This window comes from Ruegeria sp. YTSA108 (genome assembly GCF_059610185.1).
This window is the reverse complement of the sequence record NZ_JBXWND010000006.1, coordinates 19,471-33,838: the sequence shown is the minus strand read 5'-3', so window position 1 is coordinate 33,838 and position 14,368 is coordinate 19,471. Positions and strand designations below refer to the sequence as shown.

The window sequence follows — 14,368 nt, the reverse complement described above, 5'->3', positions numbered from 1 at the left end:
GTCAGCCTTTGATGATCAAGCGGGGTTCGGATTTCAGCGTGCTTGCCAATGAGTTCAGTCGTGCTTCGGCCACTTCGCTAAAGAGAGGGGCTGCGGCTTCTGGCAAAATCAGCTCTAGCTGACGTTTTTTAGGGTACAGCCGAAGCGTGCCCATCGTGGCTTCGTTCTGCATCCACAGCATTGCACCAAAGCGCATGGCTTTGCCCAGAATCTCGGCCTGTTCCTGATCTTTTTCGCCCAACAAGTCATAGAGAGGGGTAAACCGGTTGCCTTCACGCTTGTTGCGATACCTGTGCTGCAGGGCCAGCCCGATATAAACCCGTTCGGAATGCTTTAAACCGCCCAAGTTGGCGCGAGTTACGTAATCAAAGCAGGTTTCAGCCCGGTAATCCGGATGGGCGCGCCAACTGACATCGTGCAAAAGACACGCAGCCTTGATCAGCCTGACCCGCGCGGGCGGCGCGGATTTGAACAGAGGCATGACGAATTCGAACAGATGTTTGCCAAACCCGGGCAGGCGGGCATCTTTGGCTTCGGAAAAATAGCTGGCTTCGATCAGAGGGTCACGATCGCGCAGGATTTGTGGCATCTGTTCGTAAAGCAGGCCTTCGCGGATGCCATAGCTGGAAACGGCAATGTCCTTGGGTTTGAACGTTCGCACCAGTCGCGCAAGCACATCCATCGCATAAGGGATCAGCGCCATCCGAGAACCCGAGACGCCTGCCAGACTGCGCAGTTTTTCCGGGTCACCCTTTTCGATGAATTTGATGGTCTGATGCACCTGCTTTGTCGTCATCCGATATTCATGCAGCACGTTCAGGGGATATCCCCGGCGCAGCATGTCGAGCCTTGCAAAGGCCCGCCAGCTTCCGCCCACCAGAAACAGACGATCGCGCTGAGGGCCCATCTGGTCGCGCAGGTTTTCCATCGTCTCCTTGATTTGCGCCTTGCGCGCGCGACGACCGCCCTTGATATCCCGCAGCTTCAGCGGACCTAGGGCCGACGACAGGCGACGACCAACGTCTCCGCCACCGATCTCGGCCAGCTCCATCGAGGACCCGCCGATATCACAGATCAGACCATATGCACCGGGCCAGCCCAGTAAAACGCCCTGAGCGGACAGGCGTGCCTCTTCCCCGCCGTCGATGACCGAGACCGTCAACCCGGTTAGCGCGTGAACTTCGGCGCAGAAATCCGGGCCATCCTTGGCCTCTCGCACGGCGGCGGTGGCCACGACGTGCAGCCCCGGCAGACCCAGATCGTCTGACAGCCGGGAAAAACGCTTCAACGCAGCCAGGGCACGTATCCTGCCAAGCGGGTTCAGGCGGCCGGTCTCGGACAGGCCCGCGCCAAGCTCGCACATGACTTTTTCATTGTAGAAATAGGCAGGCGATCGCGCCGCACCATCAAAGATCACCATCCTGACCGAGTTTGACCCTACATCAACAACGCCGACGCGCGACAGGGCGCGGGCCTCGGGGTTGTCAAACAACGGCTTTCCGAAAGGTCCCCAGTCGGGAATGTTGGTATCTACGGCTTGATCCATATCTCGTCCAGATATTCCAGGCTTAAGATGCGAAATCACCGGGGACGGGTCAATCGCTGGTTTCGGCATCTTCCAGTTCCGCACTCAGTACTCGTACGGCCAGAGCCCGCGTGATGTCTCGTTTCTCAGACAGCGCCAGTTGATCCAGCAGCGCCACAGTGCTGGCGGCGGTTTCGAAACGGCGATCCATATGTTTGACGAGGTAAGCGATGACCTCGGGTCCGGGGTTCAGCTGTCGGTCTACGAACAGTTTGGCCAGCACGGCGCCTAGCAGCGCGTCATCGGGCGGGTCCAGCGCAACGTGATGTGCGCCTTCGATCCTGCTTTGCAGGTCAGGCAAGGGCAACTGCCAGAAATTTGGCGCAAGGCGCCCGGTCATCAACAGGGCGTGGCCTTCTGCCAACACAAGATTGTGCAAATGGAATAGGGTTTTCTGCTGGTCGATATCGCCAGCAATCATGGGGACATCTTCCACTGCGATCGGTGTTTGGGCGAGGTCAGGAACCTCGTCGTGCTTAATCTGCGAGGCTTGCACAATGCGACCACCGGTCTCGGCCGCCCACACATGGGCCAGATGTGTCTTGCCCGCGCCTGCAGGACCGCTGAGCACCAGTTTATTCCCCGGCCATGAGGTAGCCGAGATCATGGCCACGGCCAGCGCATTTGCGGGCGAGACGAAAAAATCCTCGCGCCCCAGCGCAGTCTTGGCCGGTAGATCAAAGCTCAGCTGTAGGGCCATTCAATCGTCTTCCTGGTCCAAACCCACAAGGCCAGTATACAGACGGCTATCCAAATAGATCGACGTGGCAAAGCGCGCCAGAACGCCAAGTGCTGCGGCGACCGGGACGGCGATCAGCATCCCGACAAATCCGAACAGGGCGCCAAAGACCGACAATGCCAGCAACAGCCAGACCGGGTGCAACCCGACCGAGCTGCCGACGAGCTTTGGCGTCAGAAAATTGCCCTCGGCCACCTGACCCAATGCAAAGACCGCTGCGACCAGCCCAATTTGCGTCCAGTCTCCCCAGAACTGGAAAAGTGCCAAACCAATGGCCAGTGAGCCCCCGATCAGGGCGCCCAGATAAGGGATAAACGTGACCAAGCCGGCGATGAACCCAACGACCAGCCCGAACTGCAGTCCGACGGCCATCAGCGCGACGGCGTAATAGGTGCCCAGGATCAGGCAGACCGTGCCCATTCCACGTACAAATGAGGCCAGAACGCTGTCAATCTCACCAGCCAGTCGCTTGATGGTGGGGGCGTGGTCGCGGGGCAAAAGCTCTGCGATACGAGCAATCATGCGGTCCCAGTCCAACAGCATGTAGACGGTGACTACTGGGACAATCACCAGCAAAACCACCACGTTGATGGCTGATCCAAGCGACGCAGCGACAGATTGCAGGACATCACCAGTTTTGGACTGAAGCGTCTCACCCAAGGACACCAGAAACTGGTGCGTGTTGGATTCGCGGTCCAAAAGCGATGGGAATTGCTGTTCGATAAACCCTCTTAGCTGCTTGAGAAGGCTGGGCATAACCTCGACCAGGTCGATCAACTGGGTGATCAGCGCCGGAACGACCATCAGGATAAGCAGTACGAAACCCAAAACGCCGACAACCGTGATTACCCCGGTAGCGGCCATGCGGGACAGGCCCAGCTTTTCAAGCCTATCCGCAACAGGATCAAGGAAATAGGCAATCGCGCCACCGATTACAAAGGGCAGCAATACATCGCCAAGTGCCCACAACAGCAGTACAATAACCACTGCGGCGATGCCCCAGTACCTGAGTTGATCTCTTACCGGCAAAGCCATGGCTGTCCCCTTGTTTCGGCACGTCCAAATGTTCTTGGCGTATGCGGCCCTACGATGCAAGCGCTTCATGACCCGCCAGAATCGCGCGGGGCTAGTCGCTTAACGTGCCCAGTTCAGGGGTGGCGTCATGCGCTGTTTCATCGGGCCAGTTGGTGCGCCAGATTTCAGCCGACCAATGGCCGCAATGCACGGATGGCCTGTCAAAGCCGGGCAGGGGCGGTAAAAGCGGTTCGACAACCACATCATGACGCGGCACCGCGAAATACGGGAAGGAATAGCGTTCTTTTCCCGACCGGTTGACCACCCGGTGCGGCGTGGATTTCAAGCGCCCACCTGACCAAAGCTCCAGCATGTCACCGATATTGACGACGAACCCACCCGGCGGGCAGTCGGGGGTTATCCAGCCTCCGTCACGGGTCTGAACCTCAAGCCCGCCGACTGGGTCCGGGGCGATGATGGTCAGCGCATCCGTGTCTTTATGCGGGTGGATGCCGTACCCGGCCTCGTCCGGGGCCTGAGGGGGGTAGTGCAACAAGGTCATATTGGTCATGGGGTCGCGGAACGCAGCGCGCAGCTGGTTCGCAGGTAGCTTCAATCCCATCTCCAGCGCGCCCAGCAGCATATGCGCGACACCGTCCAGCTTTGACCAGTAATCCAGAATCACTGCCTGTGCCCGTGGAACATGGCGGGGCCAGATATTGGGGCCATAGAGGGCACAATCTCGGCGGATGGGCGCATCCAGGTCCACCTGATAATGCAGCTTGTAGCCTTCGTATTTATCCGCTTTGCCCGACCCGTCATTCGGGGTGAAAAACCCCATCGGGATAAAACCGCGATAATTCTCGCGTGTGATCGCCTGATCCCATTTCGCATCATCGTCGATGTCGAAAATCGCCCGGACGCAAGTGCGCATGTTGTTGACGGTGTCCCGCGAAACGCCGGTGCCGGTAATCGACAGGAACCCAATCCGGGTGCAGGCATCCATGACTGCCTGAACGGTTGCGTTGAAATCGGTGTGGCTGGCATCACCCAGCGGAGCAATGTCGATTGTTGGGATGTGGTCCATCAGCGTATCCTCACGCCTTGCCGTGCCAGTTCTTTATGCACCGGGGCAAGGTTCAATTTATCGAGGTCTTGGTTGCTTTTGAGTGAAAGCGCCGCAGCAATCCCCGCGCCCTGACCCATGACCGCACAGCAAGCCATGTTGCGCGTCGCCGCATGGGCAACCCGGTCCGCCCCATGTGACCGGCCCGCGACCAGCAGGCCCTTGATCCCTTTGGGCAGCATCGACCGATAGGGGATATGCATGTACCGACCAGTCGTGGGCAGGATCAAAATGCCATAGCCGTCGATGAATTCGGGGTAGATGCCGATTGTGTCTTCGAACCGGCCCTGATGGCGGGCATCATCCTCGGTCATGTTGTACACCGCGTCGATCTTGCGGGTGTCGCGAATGCCGATGGTCATCCCGAAATTCCGCAGCCGGGCGTTCTCACACCCGGGCATGAACCGGCGCAGCGCCTCGATGGCGAGCATTGACTGACGCCGCCCTTCGATCTCACCGCGGGTCATGCTGTCGGGATCGGTGCCATCGATCTCGGCCAGATGAATAAGGTTCATATAGGTCAGTTCACCGGTGTCATGCATCGCGCCCCAAGTGCCCGCGATGGTGTTCAGATGTGCTGGGATCAGCCCCTGATCAATCGCCTGCTGGAACGGTTTGTGCACAAAGGGCGAGTACATGTCGTCCTCTTTACCGCTGGTCTCAATGTTCCATTCGCCACCACCGCCCCAGTCCTTATAGGTCTGGGGGTCGGCCTTTACGCCTTCGATAAAGGCGCGCTTGTCGACGCCCGCCAGATGGAACATGACCGAGGCCGCCATCATGTCTTCGCGTGCGGTCTTGTGCGTGGGCGCACCGACGCGATGGGCGACATCTGCGTCCCCGGTAGCGTCAATGACAACCTTCGCCAGTATCGCCTCGCGCCCGGCTTTGGATTCGGTGATGATGCCGGTGATCCGGTCGCCGTCCATGATCGGAGCCACGAATTGCCGGTGCAGCATCGGATACACACCGGCCTCTTCGATCAGTTTGTCGGCGACCAATTTGAACCCTTCGCTGTCCAGCTCATAACTCAGCGACTGGCTTTCTGGCACCGCCGCACCCATTTCTTTGGCGCGGGTTTCGAACTCCATGCCGATGCCGCCAGCCTCAACCGTTTGTTCGTGGCGATACCAGGCAAAGCCTTCAACGCCGACAGCGGTGATATTGCCGCCCATGCAGCCGAAGCGGTCGACCAGCGACACTTCGGCTCCGGCCCGTGCGGCCGCCAGCGCTGCGGCCAGACCTGCAGGCCCGGAGCCAACGACCAGAACGTCCGTGGAATGGACAACGGGGATCTGACGGGCGGGTTCTTGAATGGTCTGCATGGGCGCCTCGGTGACTTTACATTGCCGCCACATTTGACGCAGCTAACTGGCGGGTCAATCAAAAAACCGACAGGCCTGTGGTCGTAAAACCCCAATGCGTGATTGCCCCCGGCGGGGCTTTGGCATAATCACCTTTGAAGTCGAATTTTACCTCTAAAGGTCAAGCCATGCGCCTCAGCCGTTACTTTCTGCCCGTTCTCAAGGAAAACCCCTCCGAGGCTCAGATCGTCAGCCACCGGCTGATGCTGCGCGCGGGCATGATCAAGCAGGCCGCTGCTGGGATTTATTCCTGGCTCCCGCTGGGGTTCAAAGTTCTGCGCAAGCTGGAAAACATCGTGCACGAAGAACAGGCGCGGGCGGGTCACATTGCCATTCAGATGCCTGTCATGCAATCGGCAGATCTGTGGCGCGAATCCGGACGCTATGACGACTACGGCCAGGAAATGTTGCGCATGAAAGACCGGCATGACCGGGACATGCTTTTTACCCCGACTGCCGAGGAACTGGTGACCGACATTTTTCGGGGTCATGTCAGTAGTTACAAGGACCTGCCGCTGACGCTCTATCAGATCCAGTGGAAATTCCGCGATGAAATCCGTCCGCGTTTCGGCGTGATGCGGGGCCGCGAGTTCTATATGAAGGACGGTTATAATTTCGACTTGACCAAAGAGGATGCGCTGCACGCCTATAATCGCCACCTGGTTACATATCTGCGCACCTATGAGCGCATGGGTTTGCAGGCGATCCCAATGCGCGCCGATTCAGGCCCAATCGGTGGCGATGATACGCATGAATTCCTGGTTTTGGCTGAAACTGGCGAGTCTGAGGTATTCTATGACAGCGCCGTCACCGACCTGACTTTTGGCGACCGTCAGATTGACTATGACGACCGTGGTCAATGTCAGTCTATTCTGGAAGAGTTCACTTCAAAATACGCCCGCACCGACGAGACGCATGACGAGGCGCTGTTCAATCAGGTGCCGGAAGATCGGCGCCGCGTGGCGCGCGGGATCGAAGTTGGCCAGATCTTTTATTTCGGCACAAAATATTCCGAACCTCTTGGGGCAACCGTACAAGGCCCCGATGGCAAACCGGTCCCGGTCCATATGGGTAGCCACGGCATCGGTGTCAGCCGCTTGGTTGGCGCGATCATTGAAGCCAGCCATGACGACAAGGGCATCATCTGGCCCGAGGGCGTGACCCCGTTCCATTGCGGTATCGTGAACCTGAAGCAAGGCGATGACGAAGCGGACGCAGCCTGTGAAAAACTCTATGCCGCGCTGACCGTGCTGGGGTTGGAGCCACTTTATGATGACCGTAACGAACGGGCAGGCGGTAAATTCGCCACGATGGATTTGATCGGCCTGCCTTGGCGGATCACGGTCGGCCCGCGCGGCCTGAAGAACGGTGTGGTGGAACTGACTTGCCGCCGCACAGGCGAAAGCGAAGAGTTGAACCCCGAAGCCGCCGTCACCAAGATCGCCGAGATCTATGAGCGCATCGCCTGAAACCGACGCGCCGCTGATCTCGGTCATCACGGCGACATATAACCTACTGTCCCAAGGGCGGCAGGACAGTTTCCGCGAAGTCATAGCCTGTATGGCCCGGCAGAGTTGCGACCGGGTCGAACATATCATTCAGGATGGCGCATCGGATGACGGCACGGTGGCGTTTCTGGAAGAGCTGACGGCAGGTGCACCACGAACGCGCGTGATCAGCGCGCCTGATACTGGCCTGTATGATGCCATGAACAAAGGCGCCGAGGCTGCACTGGGTGATTATCTGCTGTTCCTGAACTCGGATGACTCGCTGGCATCGGATGACATTTTGAACACCCTTGCCGACCGGCTTGCGGAATCTCGACCGGATTTCCTGTATGGCTCGACCCTGCGCAAATACGAGGACGGTTCCGAAAGTCGGGAAAAGCGCATGTCGCTCAAAGCGATCCTGCAGCGGATGCCGTTCTGCCATAATTCGGTGTTGCTGCGGCGGGATGTGTTTCAGGCGCTTGGCGGGCATGACACGCAGTTTCGGGTGGCTGCGGATTATGACCTGATGCTGAGGCTTGTCGCTGCCGGATATCAGGGAGAGCGCACGGATGAGCCTGTTTCCATGTTCTGGGGCAGGGGCGTAACCAGCGACATTGTCAAAACCGCCGAGGATTATGCCCGCGTCTGGGTTCAATTCTATTCAGGTTTCAATGCAGCGCGGACCCTGACCCAACAGGATTTCTTCCGGTTCTACCGCCGCGGACATATGCCCGCCAATCTGATGATCGAATTACTGCGGCGCCCAGATACTCCGGTCGGGATCAAACTGGCGGCACGCCATAGCCTATGGAAAACGGCCCGCCGATCCGTGCAGTTTTGGCGGCGCTATTAGTGGCCTGCCGCAGTCGGTCGGACGGATAGCAGATCACCATCAGCCTCGGATCCGCGTGGAACAACGATCGGACGGCCCAAGCGATTGACCAGGTCCTTAAATTCGAACCCCAAAAAGCGTATTCCGCAAACACGGTCGCCAGTCATGCGATCGGTGATACATAACCGCCCCTGTCGAAACGCCAAATGGTACCCTTTATCTTTCAGGATATCCGACAGATTGCCCCAGCTTGCGGCACCGGAAAATATCGGGCGTATCGCCGCGCGCAGCAGTGCTGCGGTCTCGCAATCAATTTCTGTAGATAGTTTCCGGGCCGAAATTGCGCCCGGTTGTTCTGTTTCAGTACGAATATTCATGAGCGACCCCCGCTCTGGAAATGAATTCCCCCACAAAGTAGGGTGACAAAGTTTCCTTAAATAATCAAAAAGCGAAATAATATTGCGCCTAAAATGTTGCATTTTGAGTGCAGTTTCACCCTGAATGCTCACATTGACTTCATAGCTGAAACAATGCGGTGCTGTCTGTGAAGGGCTTCACAACCAAGGGTATAATGCGGCATGTGGAAATCATCCGTATTTTGAAAAACCCCGACCTGATTCGCCGATGGTTGAATTTCTTGCGGAATTGGATCACCTGGAATTTGCTGATACACGGGCCGAAAATCACAAAAGGATCCACGGTTTGCTGAGCTTCACAACCGTCGTCTATTCCAAAGATTTCCCCTTGCTTGAATTGCAGGCATTGTCTTTCGCCCGATTTGTTGACCCTGATCAGGTCGGCTCGATCCGGGTGATCATGAACGATGTGGACGAACCGGCACTGCGCGCGATGGTGGAACCGATTTTGGCTTCTTACGGTCCATTGCGACCCAAAGTTGAAGTCCTGAGCGGCGATGACGTTTTGCTGGCTCCTGGGCAATGCGCGCGCCGGTCGATCTCGGACAGGATATTGGTCGAAAACCGATACCGCATTCCGGGCGCGCGCAAGGGTGGATGGCGTGGCAACAACGGATACCGGACACAGCAAGTTTTGAAATTGGGATCTGCTCGGGCTGCCTCGACAGAAAACATTGTAATACTGGACACCAAGAACCTGTTTCTGCGCCCCTTTCAGGAGGCCGAGTTTTTCTCGGACAGTGGTGCGGCGCGGATTCCGTTTATCGGTGTGAACAGCGATTATCATAGACGCTGGCTGGAACAGAGCTTTGATGCGCTGGGCGCGTCGATCCCGGAAACGGACGGCCTGCAGACAACAAATTTCGCAACGCCGTATCCTGTGCGCCGGTCGCTGATCCTGAATCTGCTGCAAGAGATAAATGCGCGCCACGGATCGGTTCAGTCGCTATTTGCCTCTCGCAGGCGCCCGTCTGAGTTTATGTTGTTGAATGCATTTTGTCTGAAATCCGAAGCCGGTTTTGCGCCTTGGTTCGAACCCTCGGGAAACACCAGCATAGGGCTGTGGCCATCCTTTTCGGCGCAGAAACTGACCGATGAGCTTTCCCGGCTGGACGATCCGGAAACTCTGACCCTAGGCTTGCATAACAGAGCGCTTTACAAGCTGCCCGCCGACATTCGAAACCGGGTGTTTCACGAGCTGGAAAGCCGCGGTATCTGCGATCGTTCCATCGCCGAGGCAGCCTTGAACAGAACCGCTGCTTTGACGGGGCAAGTCGAAGTGGGCGGATAACCGGCTTGACCCCCGGTCGAATTGCCGAGAGGGTCGCCACAAAACAAAACAAGCGGAGCAGACATGGCCAAGACACCACCGCCATTTGCGCTTTTTGAGTGGAAAATCGCTTGGCGATACCTGCGCGCGCGCCGTGCTGAAGGCGGCGTCAGCGTGATGACATGGATTTCGCTGATCGGGATTACCCTGGCAGTGTTTGCGCTGATCGCCACATTGGCCGTCAGGTCCGGTTTCCGGTCCGAATTTGTTGGAACCATTCTGGGGGCTAACGCCCATTTGACCGTGTATTCATCGGGTGAGTTCACTGCGCAGGGGCAGGTCGATCGCACTATTGCGGATTATACGGACATGGCCGACCGGATCGCTCAGGTTCCGGGCGTTCAGCGTGCAGCACCTTTGGTGAAAGGTCAGGTTCTGATCACCAATCGCGACCGCAGCAGCGGGGTTGAGGTATTTGGCATCCAGCCCGAAGATTTGCTGGAACTGCCCGGTGTCGCCGAAAGCGAACAGGCGGTTGGTGATCTGTCGATGTTTCAGAACGGCCAGGACGTCATTGCCATAGGTTCAGGCGTCGCGCGCAGCATCGGGGCGACGGTGGGCGATACCATCAAGCTGACCTCGCCCAATGGGGTGAAGACCGCGTTTGGCACCTCTCCCCGGGTGAATGCCTATCAGGTGGTCTATGTGTTTTCTGCTGGGCGTTATGACATCGACCGGACGCGGGTCTATATGCCCTTCGAACAGGCGCAGGGTTTTTTCAACCGCGAGGGTGTGGCTGATGAGATCGAAGTTATGGTTGACCGCCCCGAAGAACTGACGCCGATCCTGATCCCGATCCTTGAAGCCGCAGGCGAGCGCAGTCAGATCTGGACATGGCAGGATGCCTCGGGCGGGTTCCTCCGCGCGCTTGAAGTGGAAGACAACGTCATGTTCATCATCTTGTCGATCCTGGTTCTGATCGCGGCGATGAACATCGTCTCGGGTCTGATCATGCTGGTGAAAAACAAGGGCCGAGACATCGGCATCCTACGCACCATCGGGCTGAGCGAAGGCTCGATCCTGCGCGTGTTCTTTATCTGCGGCGCGTTTACCGGGATCATCGGCACTGCGTTGGGCGTGGTGCTGGGCTGTCTCTTTGCAATCTATATCGACCCAATCTTCAGTTTTGTGAACTTTGTGATGGGGGGCGGGGTTTGGGATCCGTCCATCCGCGGCATCTATGCGCTGCCTGCCGAGCTGCATCTTTCGGATGTGCTCAAGGCCGTTGGCCTATCTCTGGGCTTGTCCTTCCTGGTCACCTATTTCCCCGCCCGTCGCGCGGCGCGGCTGAACCCTGTTGAGGCGCTGCGCTATGAGTGATGTAATGATGCGATTGGCCGGTCTGACCAAGACTTACCTCAAAGGCACGCCGGGCGAAGTTCAGGTGTTGCGCGGTGTCGATTTGGACCTGCGTGCGGGCGAGGCCGTGGCTCTTGTGGCGCCCTCTGGTGCCGGTAAGTCGACGCTGTTGCATATTGCCGGATTGTTGGACACACCCGACACAGGATCGGTTGAGATTGCAGGCCAGAACGTGACCGGGAAAGGTGATCGCACGCGAACTGCGTTGCGGCGGCAGGATGTCGGCTTTGTCTACCAGTTTCACCATCTGTTGCCAGAATTCACCGCGTTGGAGAATATTACCCTCCCGCAGCTGGCCAATGGCGTGTCCGAGAGAGCGGCCCAGGACCGGGCGATGTCCCTTCTGGATCATGTCGGCGTCGCTGCGCGCGCCGATCACCGGCCGGCCGCCCTGTCTGGTGGTGAGCAGCAACGCGTGGCCTTCTGCCGCGCATTGGCCAACAAACCTCGGGTTCTTCTTGCGGATGAGCCGACCGGCAATTTGGACCCTGAAACCTCGGATCAGGTTTTTGACGCATTGATGGCTTTGGTGCGGGACGAGGGGCTCTCGGCTCTGATCGCCACACATAACATGCAGCTTGCCGCCCGGATGGACCGAACACTGAGGCTGGACGGAGGCGCGCTTAGGCCAGTTGAGTGATTGCAACGCCTGCAGCCATCACTGCGATACCGCTTGCGCGAACCCATGTCAGCGGGGTGACCTGCGCGCCAAACAAGCCGAAGTGGTCGATGGCTGCAGTGCTGACGAGTTGCCCAAGAAGGACAAAGAACACCGCGTTGCCGACCCCGAAATGTGGTGCAACATGGGTGATCGACAGAACATAAAAGGCGACAAGCACACCGGCCAGAAGCAGGTGCCTGGGGGCATCGGCAATTTTTGAAAGGGCGCCAAAGCCGGGAAAAACCACCATCAAGGCTGCACTTGATGCAAAGGCTATCGCAAACAGGACCACAGCCGCTGTTGTTGGCGACCCGATCAATTTGCCCAATGCGGCATTCAACGCGGCAAGGATCGGAACCCCAATTCCAGCCACAAGCATAATAGCAGCATATTGTGTCATGCGGTTTTCCTATTGCCTCGTTGATCTGGATCATTGCGCCAAGCCCAGGCACGGGCAAGCCTGAAAATGTCAAATCTGACAGGAGGATGTGATGATCAGACAGGCAATGGGGGCGCTATCGATAGCGGCGATTGTGACGGCGTCTCAGGTCAGCGCGCAGGATGCAGATACCGGCGCCGAGCTGTACCAGCATTATTGTGCAACCTGCCACGGGATCGACGCGACGGGCTATGGTCCAATGGCAGGCGTCCTTGTTATTCAGCCAACTGACCTGACGCGGCTTGCAAGCAGCGAAGGGGTATTCCCGACCGCTCGTGTTGTGGCGCGCATCGATGGACGAGACCCGCTGGTCAGCCATGGCAGCCCGATGCCAGTCTATGGACCGTATTTCGAAGGGCAGGATACGGCGATGAAAACACCAGATGGGCAGCCGATCCTGACCAGCCAGCCGATCGTGGATCTGGTGGCTTATCTGCAGACGCTGCAGGCCAACTGAACGTCACCGACAGATTCCTTCGATCTCGGCATCGGCCCAGGGGATGACCACTGCGCTTTCACGCTTGTCACCACGTAGCGGAGCCAGATCGAAATGTGCGCCCAGCATCTCGTGCAGACGTCTGGTGCGGGGTGCCGAAGGATCCAGCGCCCGGCAACAAATGTATTCTTCGACAATGGCGCCCTGCTGTTCGAACCCATAGGACAGGAAATCAGGCGAGCTCTCCAGATCGAATTGGTAGGGGTCGCTGTTGCCGCCATGCTCGGCTGCGGCGCGCAGCGGGTGATATCCGGTTTTCTTGCGGTTTTGCCATTGCCAGACATGGGTCAGTTCATGACCCAACAGCATCGCCGCGATCAGGCTCATCCGATCCGGGAATTCGGACATGTAGTCGTCCAGATACCAGTCCCGCGTGAAATAGACTTTGTTGAATAGGGCCACCGCTGCGGGTTTTGCGGTCACGATACCTTCCTGCGGGGCGGGCAAAATGCGTTCGCGGCAAGCAAGGCGTGACCGATCTTTACGATAGAAAGTTATTGGCGCAACTGGTGCGCCTTCGACCAACCGCACTTTGTTGAGTTTCAGCGTATCCCCCTGAAGTGTGCGGGTAAAAGCAGCCTCCTGATCAGTCAGGGGGCGACCGCAAGCGGTGAATACCAAAAGGGACGTCATCAAAATGAGGCGCAACATGACAAAAAATCTATTCTGGCAGCACTCGTGTGCAAATGGTTTTTTTACAGGCTCATTGCCAGGACGCGGCTGATTTCCGTCAGAGATCGCCCGGACTGTTCCATCCATGTGTTGAATGCCGCTTGAACCGAGGCCATGGCCTTTTTCGATGTCGGCGGCTTATCGACCACGCCCTCGGCCACCAGCCGTGCGGTCACATCCTGTGACAGGATGAAACTGTCACGCCCCGCAAATCGCATTGCATATTGCGCCGATGCGCCACCCAGACGCGACCCTCGCTTGCTCAGCATGTTCAGCAAACCGACATAGTCATCCGAAGGCCACCCTCCCAGAATCTTTCCGACGCCACCTTCTTGGCGCAGTTCCAGCAAAAAGGCGGCATTGTCGCGGACCGTGGCGATCTTGGTGCCATTGCGCACGATCCGAGTGTCCTGCAACAGAGCATCGAATTTTTCGTCGTCCATAAAGACGCAGCGTCCAATGTCGAACCCGTCAAAAGCGGTTTCGAACCCATCCCATTTGTTTTCGATGACCTTCCAGTTAAACCCGGCCTGAAAGATGCATTTCGTGATAATCGACAGCCAGCGATCTTCGGGCATTTCAGCCAGTTCCGCAGGGCTTTTGGGTTTGGAAAGCTTGTTGCTCAGGGCATCTGTCCCGCCGTGACGGCTGGCGGCTATGGCGAAAATCTCGTCGAAATGGCGCATTTGCAGAATCCTCCAAACCTAGCGTCGCGTTTTGCGGTCGGTGTTGCAAGGTGGCCCGGGACACATGCCTGCCAAGGTAAAAAAACATCCCAAGCCCAAAAGAAATGCTCGACAAAGTGGGTGATTCTGGTTTGTGATTGACTCGTCAATCAATATCCG

Annotated in this window: 15 protein-coding genes; 6 read left to right on the top strand and 9 right to left on the bottom strand. The window is 57.6% G+C overall.

The window, feature by feature from the left end; translation table 11 throughout:
• Position 1 precedes the first annotated feature (1 nt).
• The 5 genes from AC2FHW_RS10305 to AC2FHW_RS10285 all read right to left on the bottom strand — a co-directional run bounded on the left by AC2FHW_RS10305 (position 2) and on the right by AC2FHW_RS10285 (position 5,789).
• Positions 2–1,546: a Ppx/GppA family phosphatase gene (locus AC2FHW_RS10305; protein ID WP_271949467.1), complete on the bottom strand. Its 1,545-nt coding sequence runs from the start codon at positions 1,544–1,546 to the stop codon at positions 2–4.
• Between the two features lie 49 nt (positions 1,547–1,595).
• The gene (locus tag AC2FHW_RS10300; RefSeq protein WP_281972741.1) at positions 1,596–2,285 is read right to left on the bottom strand and encodes a P-loop NTPase family protein; all 690 of its coding nucleotides are present in this window, start codon (positions 2,283–2,285) and stop codon (positions 1,596–1,598) included.
• Positions 2,286–3,359: an AI-2E family transporter gene (locus AC2FHW_RS10295; RefSeq protein WP_142636822.1), complete on the bottom strand. Its 1,074-nt coding sequence runs from the start codon at positions 3,357–3,359 to the stop codon at positions 2,286–2,288.
• 91 nt (positions 3,360–3,450) lie between these two features.
• Positions 3,451–4,425: an isopenicillin N synthase family dioxygenase gene (locus AC2FHW_RS10290; protein WP_281972742.1), complete on the bottom strand. Its 975-nt coding sequence runs from the start codon at positions 4,423–4,425 to the stop codon at positions 3,451–3,453.
• A complete protein-coding gene (locus AC2FHW_RS10285; RefSeq protein ID WP_496821867.1) occupies positions 4,425–5,789 on the bottom strand; it encodes an FAD-dependent oxidoreductase in 1,365 nt (454 codons plus the stop codon). Before AC2FHW_RS10285 ends, AC2FHW_RS10290 begins: the two co-directional genes overlap by 1 nt.
• 167 nt (positions 5,790–5,956) lie before the next feature.
• Between AC2FHW_RS10285 and proS the strand changes: the two genes are divergently transcribed.
• Both proS and AC2FHW_RS10275 read left to right on the top strand, forming a co-directional pair.
• Positions 5,957–7,297, top strand: a complete 1,341-nt coding sequence (proS, locus tag AC2FHW_RS10280) for a proline--tRNA ligase (RefSeq protein ID WP_496821865.1) — start codon at positions 5,957–5,959, stop codon at positions 7,295–7,297.
• Complete coding sequence (locus tag AC2FHW_RS10275; protein ID WP_496821863.1) at positions 7,281–8,171, top strand: glycosyltransferase family 2 protein; 891 nt, start codon at positions 7,281–7,283, stop codon at positions 8,169–8,171. Before proS ends, AC2FHW_RS10275 begins: the two co-directional genes overlap by 17 nt.
• On the opposite strand, the gene AC2FHW_RS10270 is transcribed toward AC2FHW_RS10275, so the two are convergent.
• Positions 8,168–8,527, bottom strand: coding sequence for a hypothetical protein (locus AC2FHW_RS10270; protein ID WP_496821861.1), 360 nt, complete (start codon positions 8,525–8,527; stop codon positions 8,168–8,170). The genes AC2FHW_RS10275 and AC2FHW_RS10270 overlap by 4 nt on opposite strands.
• Positions 8,528–8,774: 247 nt before the next feature.
• Here AC2FHW_RS10270 and AC2FHW_RS10265 point away from each other — a divergent pair, with 247 nt between their 5' ends.
• From AC2FHW_RS10265 to AC2FHW_RS10255, 3 genes are all read left to right on the top strand, one after another.
• Positions 8,775–9,857: a DUF6492 family protein gene (locus AC2FHW_RS10265; protein ID WP_496701622.1), complete on the top strand. Its 1,083-nt coding sequence runs from the start codon at positions 8,775–8,777 to the stop codon at positions 9,855–9,857.
• A gap of 63 nt (positions 9,858–9,920) precedes the next feature.
• Positions 9,921–11,216, top strand: coding sequence for a lipoprotein-releasing ABC transporter permease subunit (locus AC2FHW_RS10260; RefSeq protein WP_496690928.1), 1,296 nt, complete (start codon positions 9,921–9,923; stop codon positions 11,214–11,216).
• Positions 11,209–11,895, top strand: a complete 687-nt coding sequence (locus AC2FHW_RS10255; protein WP_496701624.1) for an ABC transporter ATP-binding protein — start codon at positions 11,209–11,211, stop codon at positions 11,893–11,895. The genes AC2FHW_RS10260 and AC2FHW_RS10255 overlap by 8 nt, the downstream gene beginning before the upstream one ends.
• Here the strand turns inward: AC2FHW_RS10255 and AC2FHW_RS10250 are convergent.
• Positions 11,879–12,316, bottom strand: coding sequence for a DMT family transporter (locus AC2FHW_RS10250; RefSeq protein ID WP_496821858.1), 438 nt, complete (start codon positions 12,314–12,316; stop codon positions 11,879–11,881). The two genes, AC2FHW_RS10255 and AC2FHW_RS10250, sit on opposite strands and share 17 nt — an antisense overlap.
• A 91-nt stretch (positions 12,317–12,407) precedes the next feature.
• Between AC2FHW_RS10250 and AC2FHW_RS10245 the strand changes: the two genes are divergently transcribed.
• Positions 12,408–12,812: a c-type cytochrome gene (locus tag AC2FHW_RS10245; protein WP_271949485.1), complete on the top strand. Its 405-nt coding sequence runs from the start codon at positions 12,408–12,410 to the stop codon at positions 12,810–12,812.
• A 3-nt stretch (positions 12,813–12,815) separates the two neighbouring features.
• On the opposite strand, the gene AC2FHW_RS10240 is transcribed toward AC2FHW_RS10245, so the two are convergent.
• Positions 12,816–13,502 (bottom strand): hypothetical protein, encoded by a 687-nt coding sequence (locus tag AC2FHW_RS10240; protein WP_271949488.1) that lies wholly within the window; start codon positions 13,500–13,502, stop codon positions 12,816–12,818.
• A gap of 44 nt (positions 13,503–13,546) precedes the next feature.
• Positions 13,547–14,209, bottom strand: coding sequence for a DNA-3-methyladenine glycosylase I (locus AC2FHW_RS10235; RefSeq protein WP_496677736.1), 663 nt, complete (start codon positions 14,207–14,209; stop codon positions 13,547–13,549).
• Positions 14,210–14,368 lie beyond the last annotated feature (159 nt).

Bases quoted from the DNA above. Each gene is read 5' to 3' on its own strand.
- AC2FHW_RS10305 (WP_271949467.1), bottom strand. From the start codon at position 1,546: ATGGATCAAGCCGTAGATACCAACATTCCCGACTGGGGACCTTTCGGA.
- AC2FHW_RS10300 (WP_281972741.1), bottom strand. From the start codon at position 2,285: ATGGCCCTACAGCTGAGCTTTGATCTACCGGCCAAGACTGCGCTGGGG.
- AC2FHW_RS10295 (WP_142636822.1), bottom strand. From the start codon at position 3,359: ATGGCTTTGCCGGTAAGAGATCAACTCAGGTACTGGGGCATCGCCGCA.
- AC2FHW_RS10290 (WP_281972742.1), bottom strand. From the start codon at position 4,425: ATGGACCACATCCCAACAATCGACATTGCTCCGCTGGGTGATGCCAGC.
- AC2FHW_RS10285 (WP_496821867.1), bottom strand. From the start codon at position 5,789: ATGCAGACCATTCAAGAACCCGCCCGTCAGATCCCCGTTGTCCATTCC.
- proS (WP_496821865.1), top strand. From the start codon at position 5,957: ATGCGCCTCAGCCGTTACTTTCTGCCCGTTCTCAAGGAAAACCCCTCC.
- AC2FHW_RS10275 (WP_496821863.1), top strand. From the start codon at position 7,281: ATGAGCGCATCGCCTGAAACCGACGCGCCGCTGATCTCGGTCATCACG.
- AC2FHW_RS10270 (WP_496821861.1), bottom strand. From the start codon at position 8,527: ATGAATATTCGTACTGAAACAGAACAACCGGGCGCAATTTCGGCCCGG.
- AC2FHW_RS10265 (WP_496701622.1), top strand. From the start codon at position 8,775: ATGGTTGAATTTCTTGCGGAATTGGATCACCTGGAATTTGCTGATACA.
- AC2FHW_RS10260 (WP_496690928.1), top strand. From the start codon at position 9,921: ATGGCCAAGACACCACCGCCATTTGCGCTTTTTGAGTGGAAAATCGCT.
- AC2FHW_RS10255 (WP_496701624.1), top strand. From the start codon at position 11,209: ATGAGTGATGTAATGATGCGATTGGCCGGTCTGACCAAGACTTACCTC.
- AC2FHW_RS10250 (WP_496821858.1), bottom strand. From the start codon at position 12,316: ATGACACAATATGCTGCTATTATGCTTGTGGCTGGAATTGGGGTTCCG.
- AC2FHW_RS10245 (WP_271949485.1), top strand. From the start codon at position 12,408: ATGATCAGACAGGCAATGGGGGCGCTATCGATAGCGGCGATTGTGACG.
- AC2FHW_RS10240 (WP_271949488.1), bottom strand. From the start codon at position 13,502: ATGTTGCGCCTCATTTTGATGACGTCCCTTTTGGTATTCACCGCTTGC.
- AC2FHW_RS10235 (WP_496677736.1), bottom strand. From the start codon at position 14,209: ATGCGCCATTTCGACGAGATTTTCGCCATAGCCGCCAGCCGTCACGGC.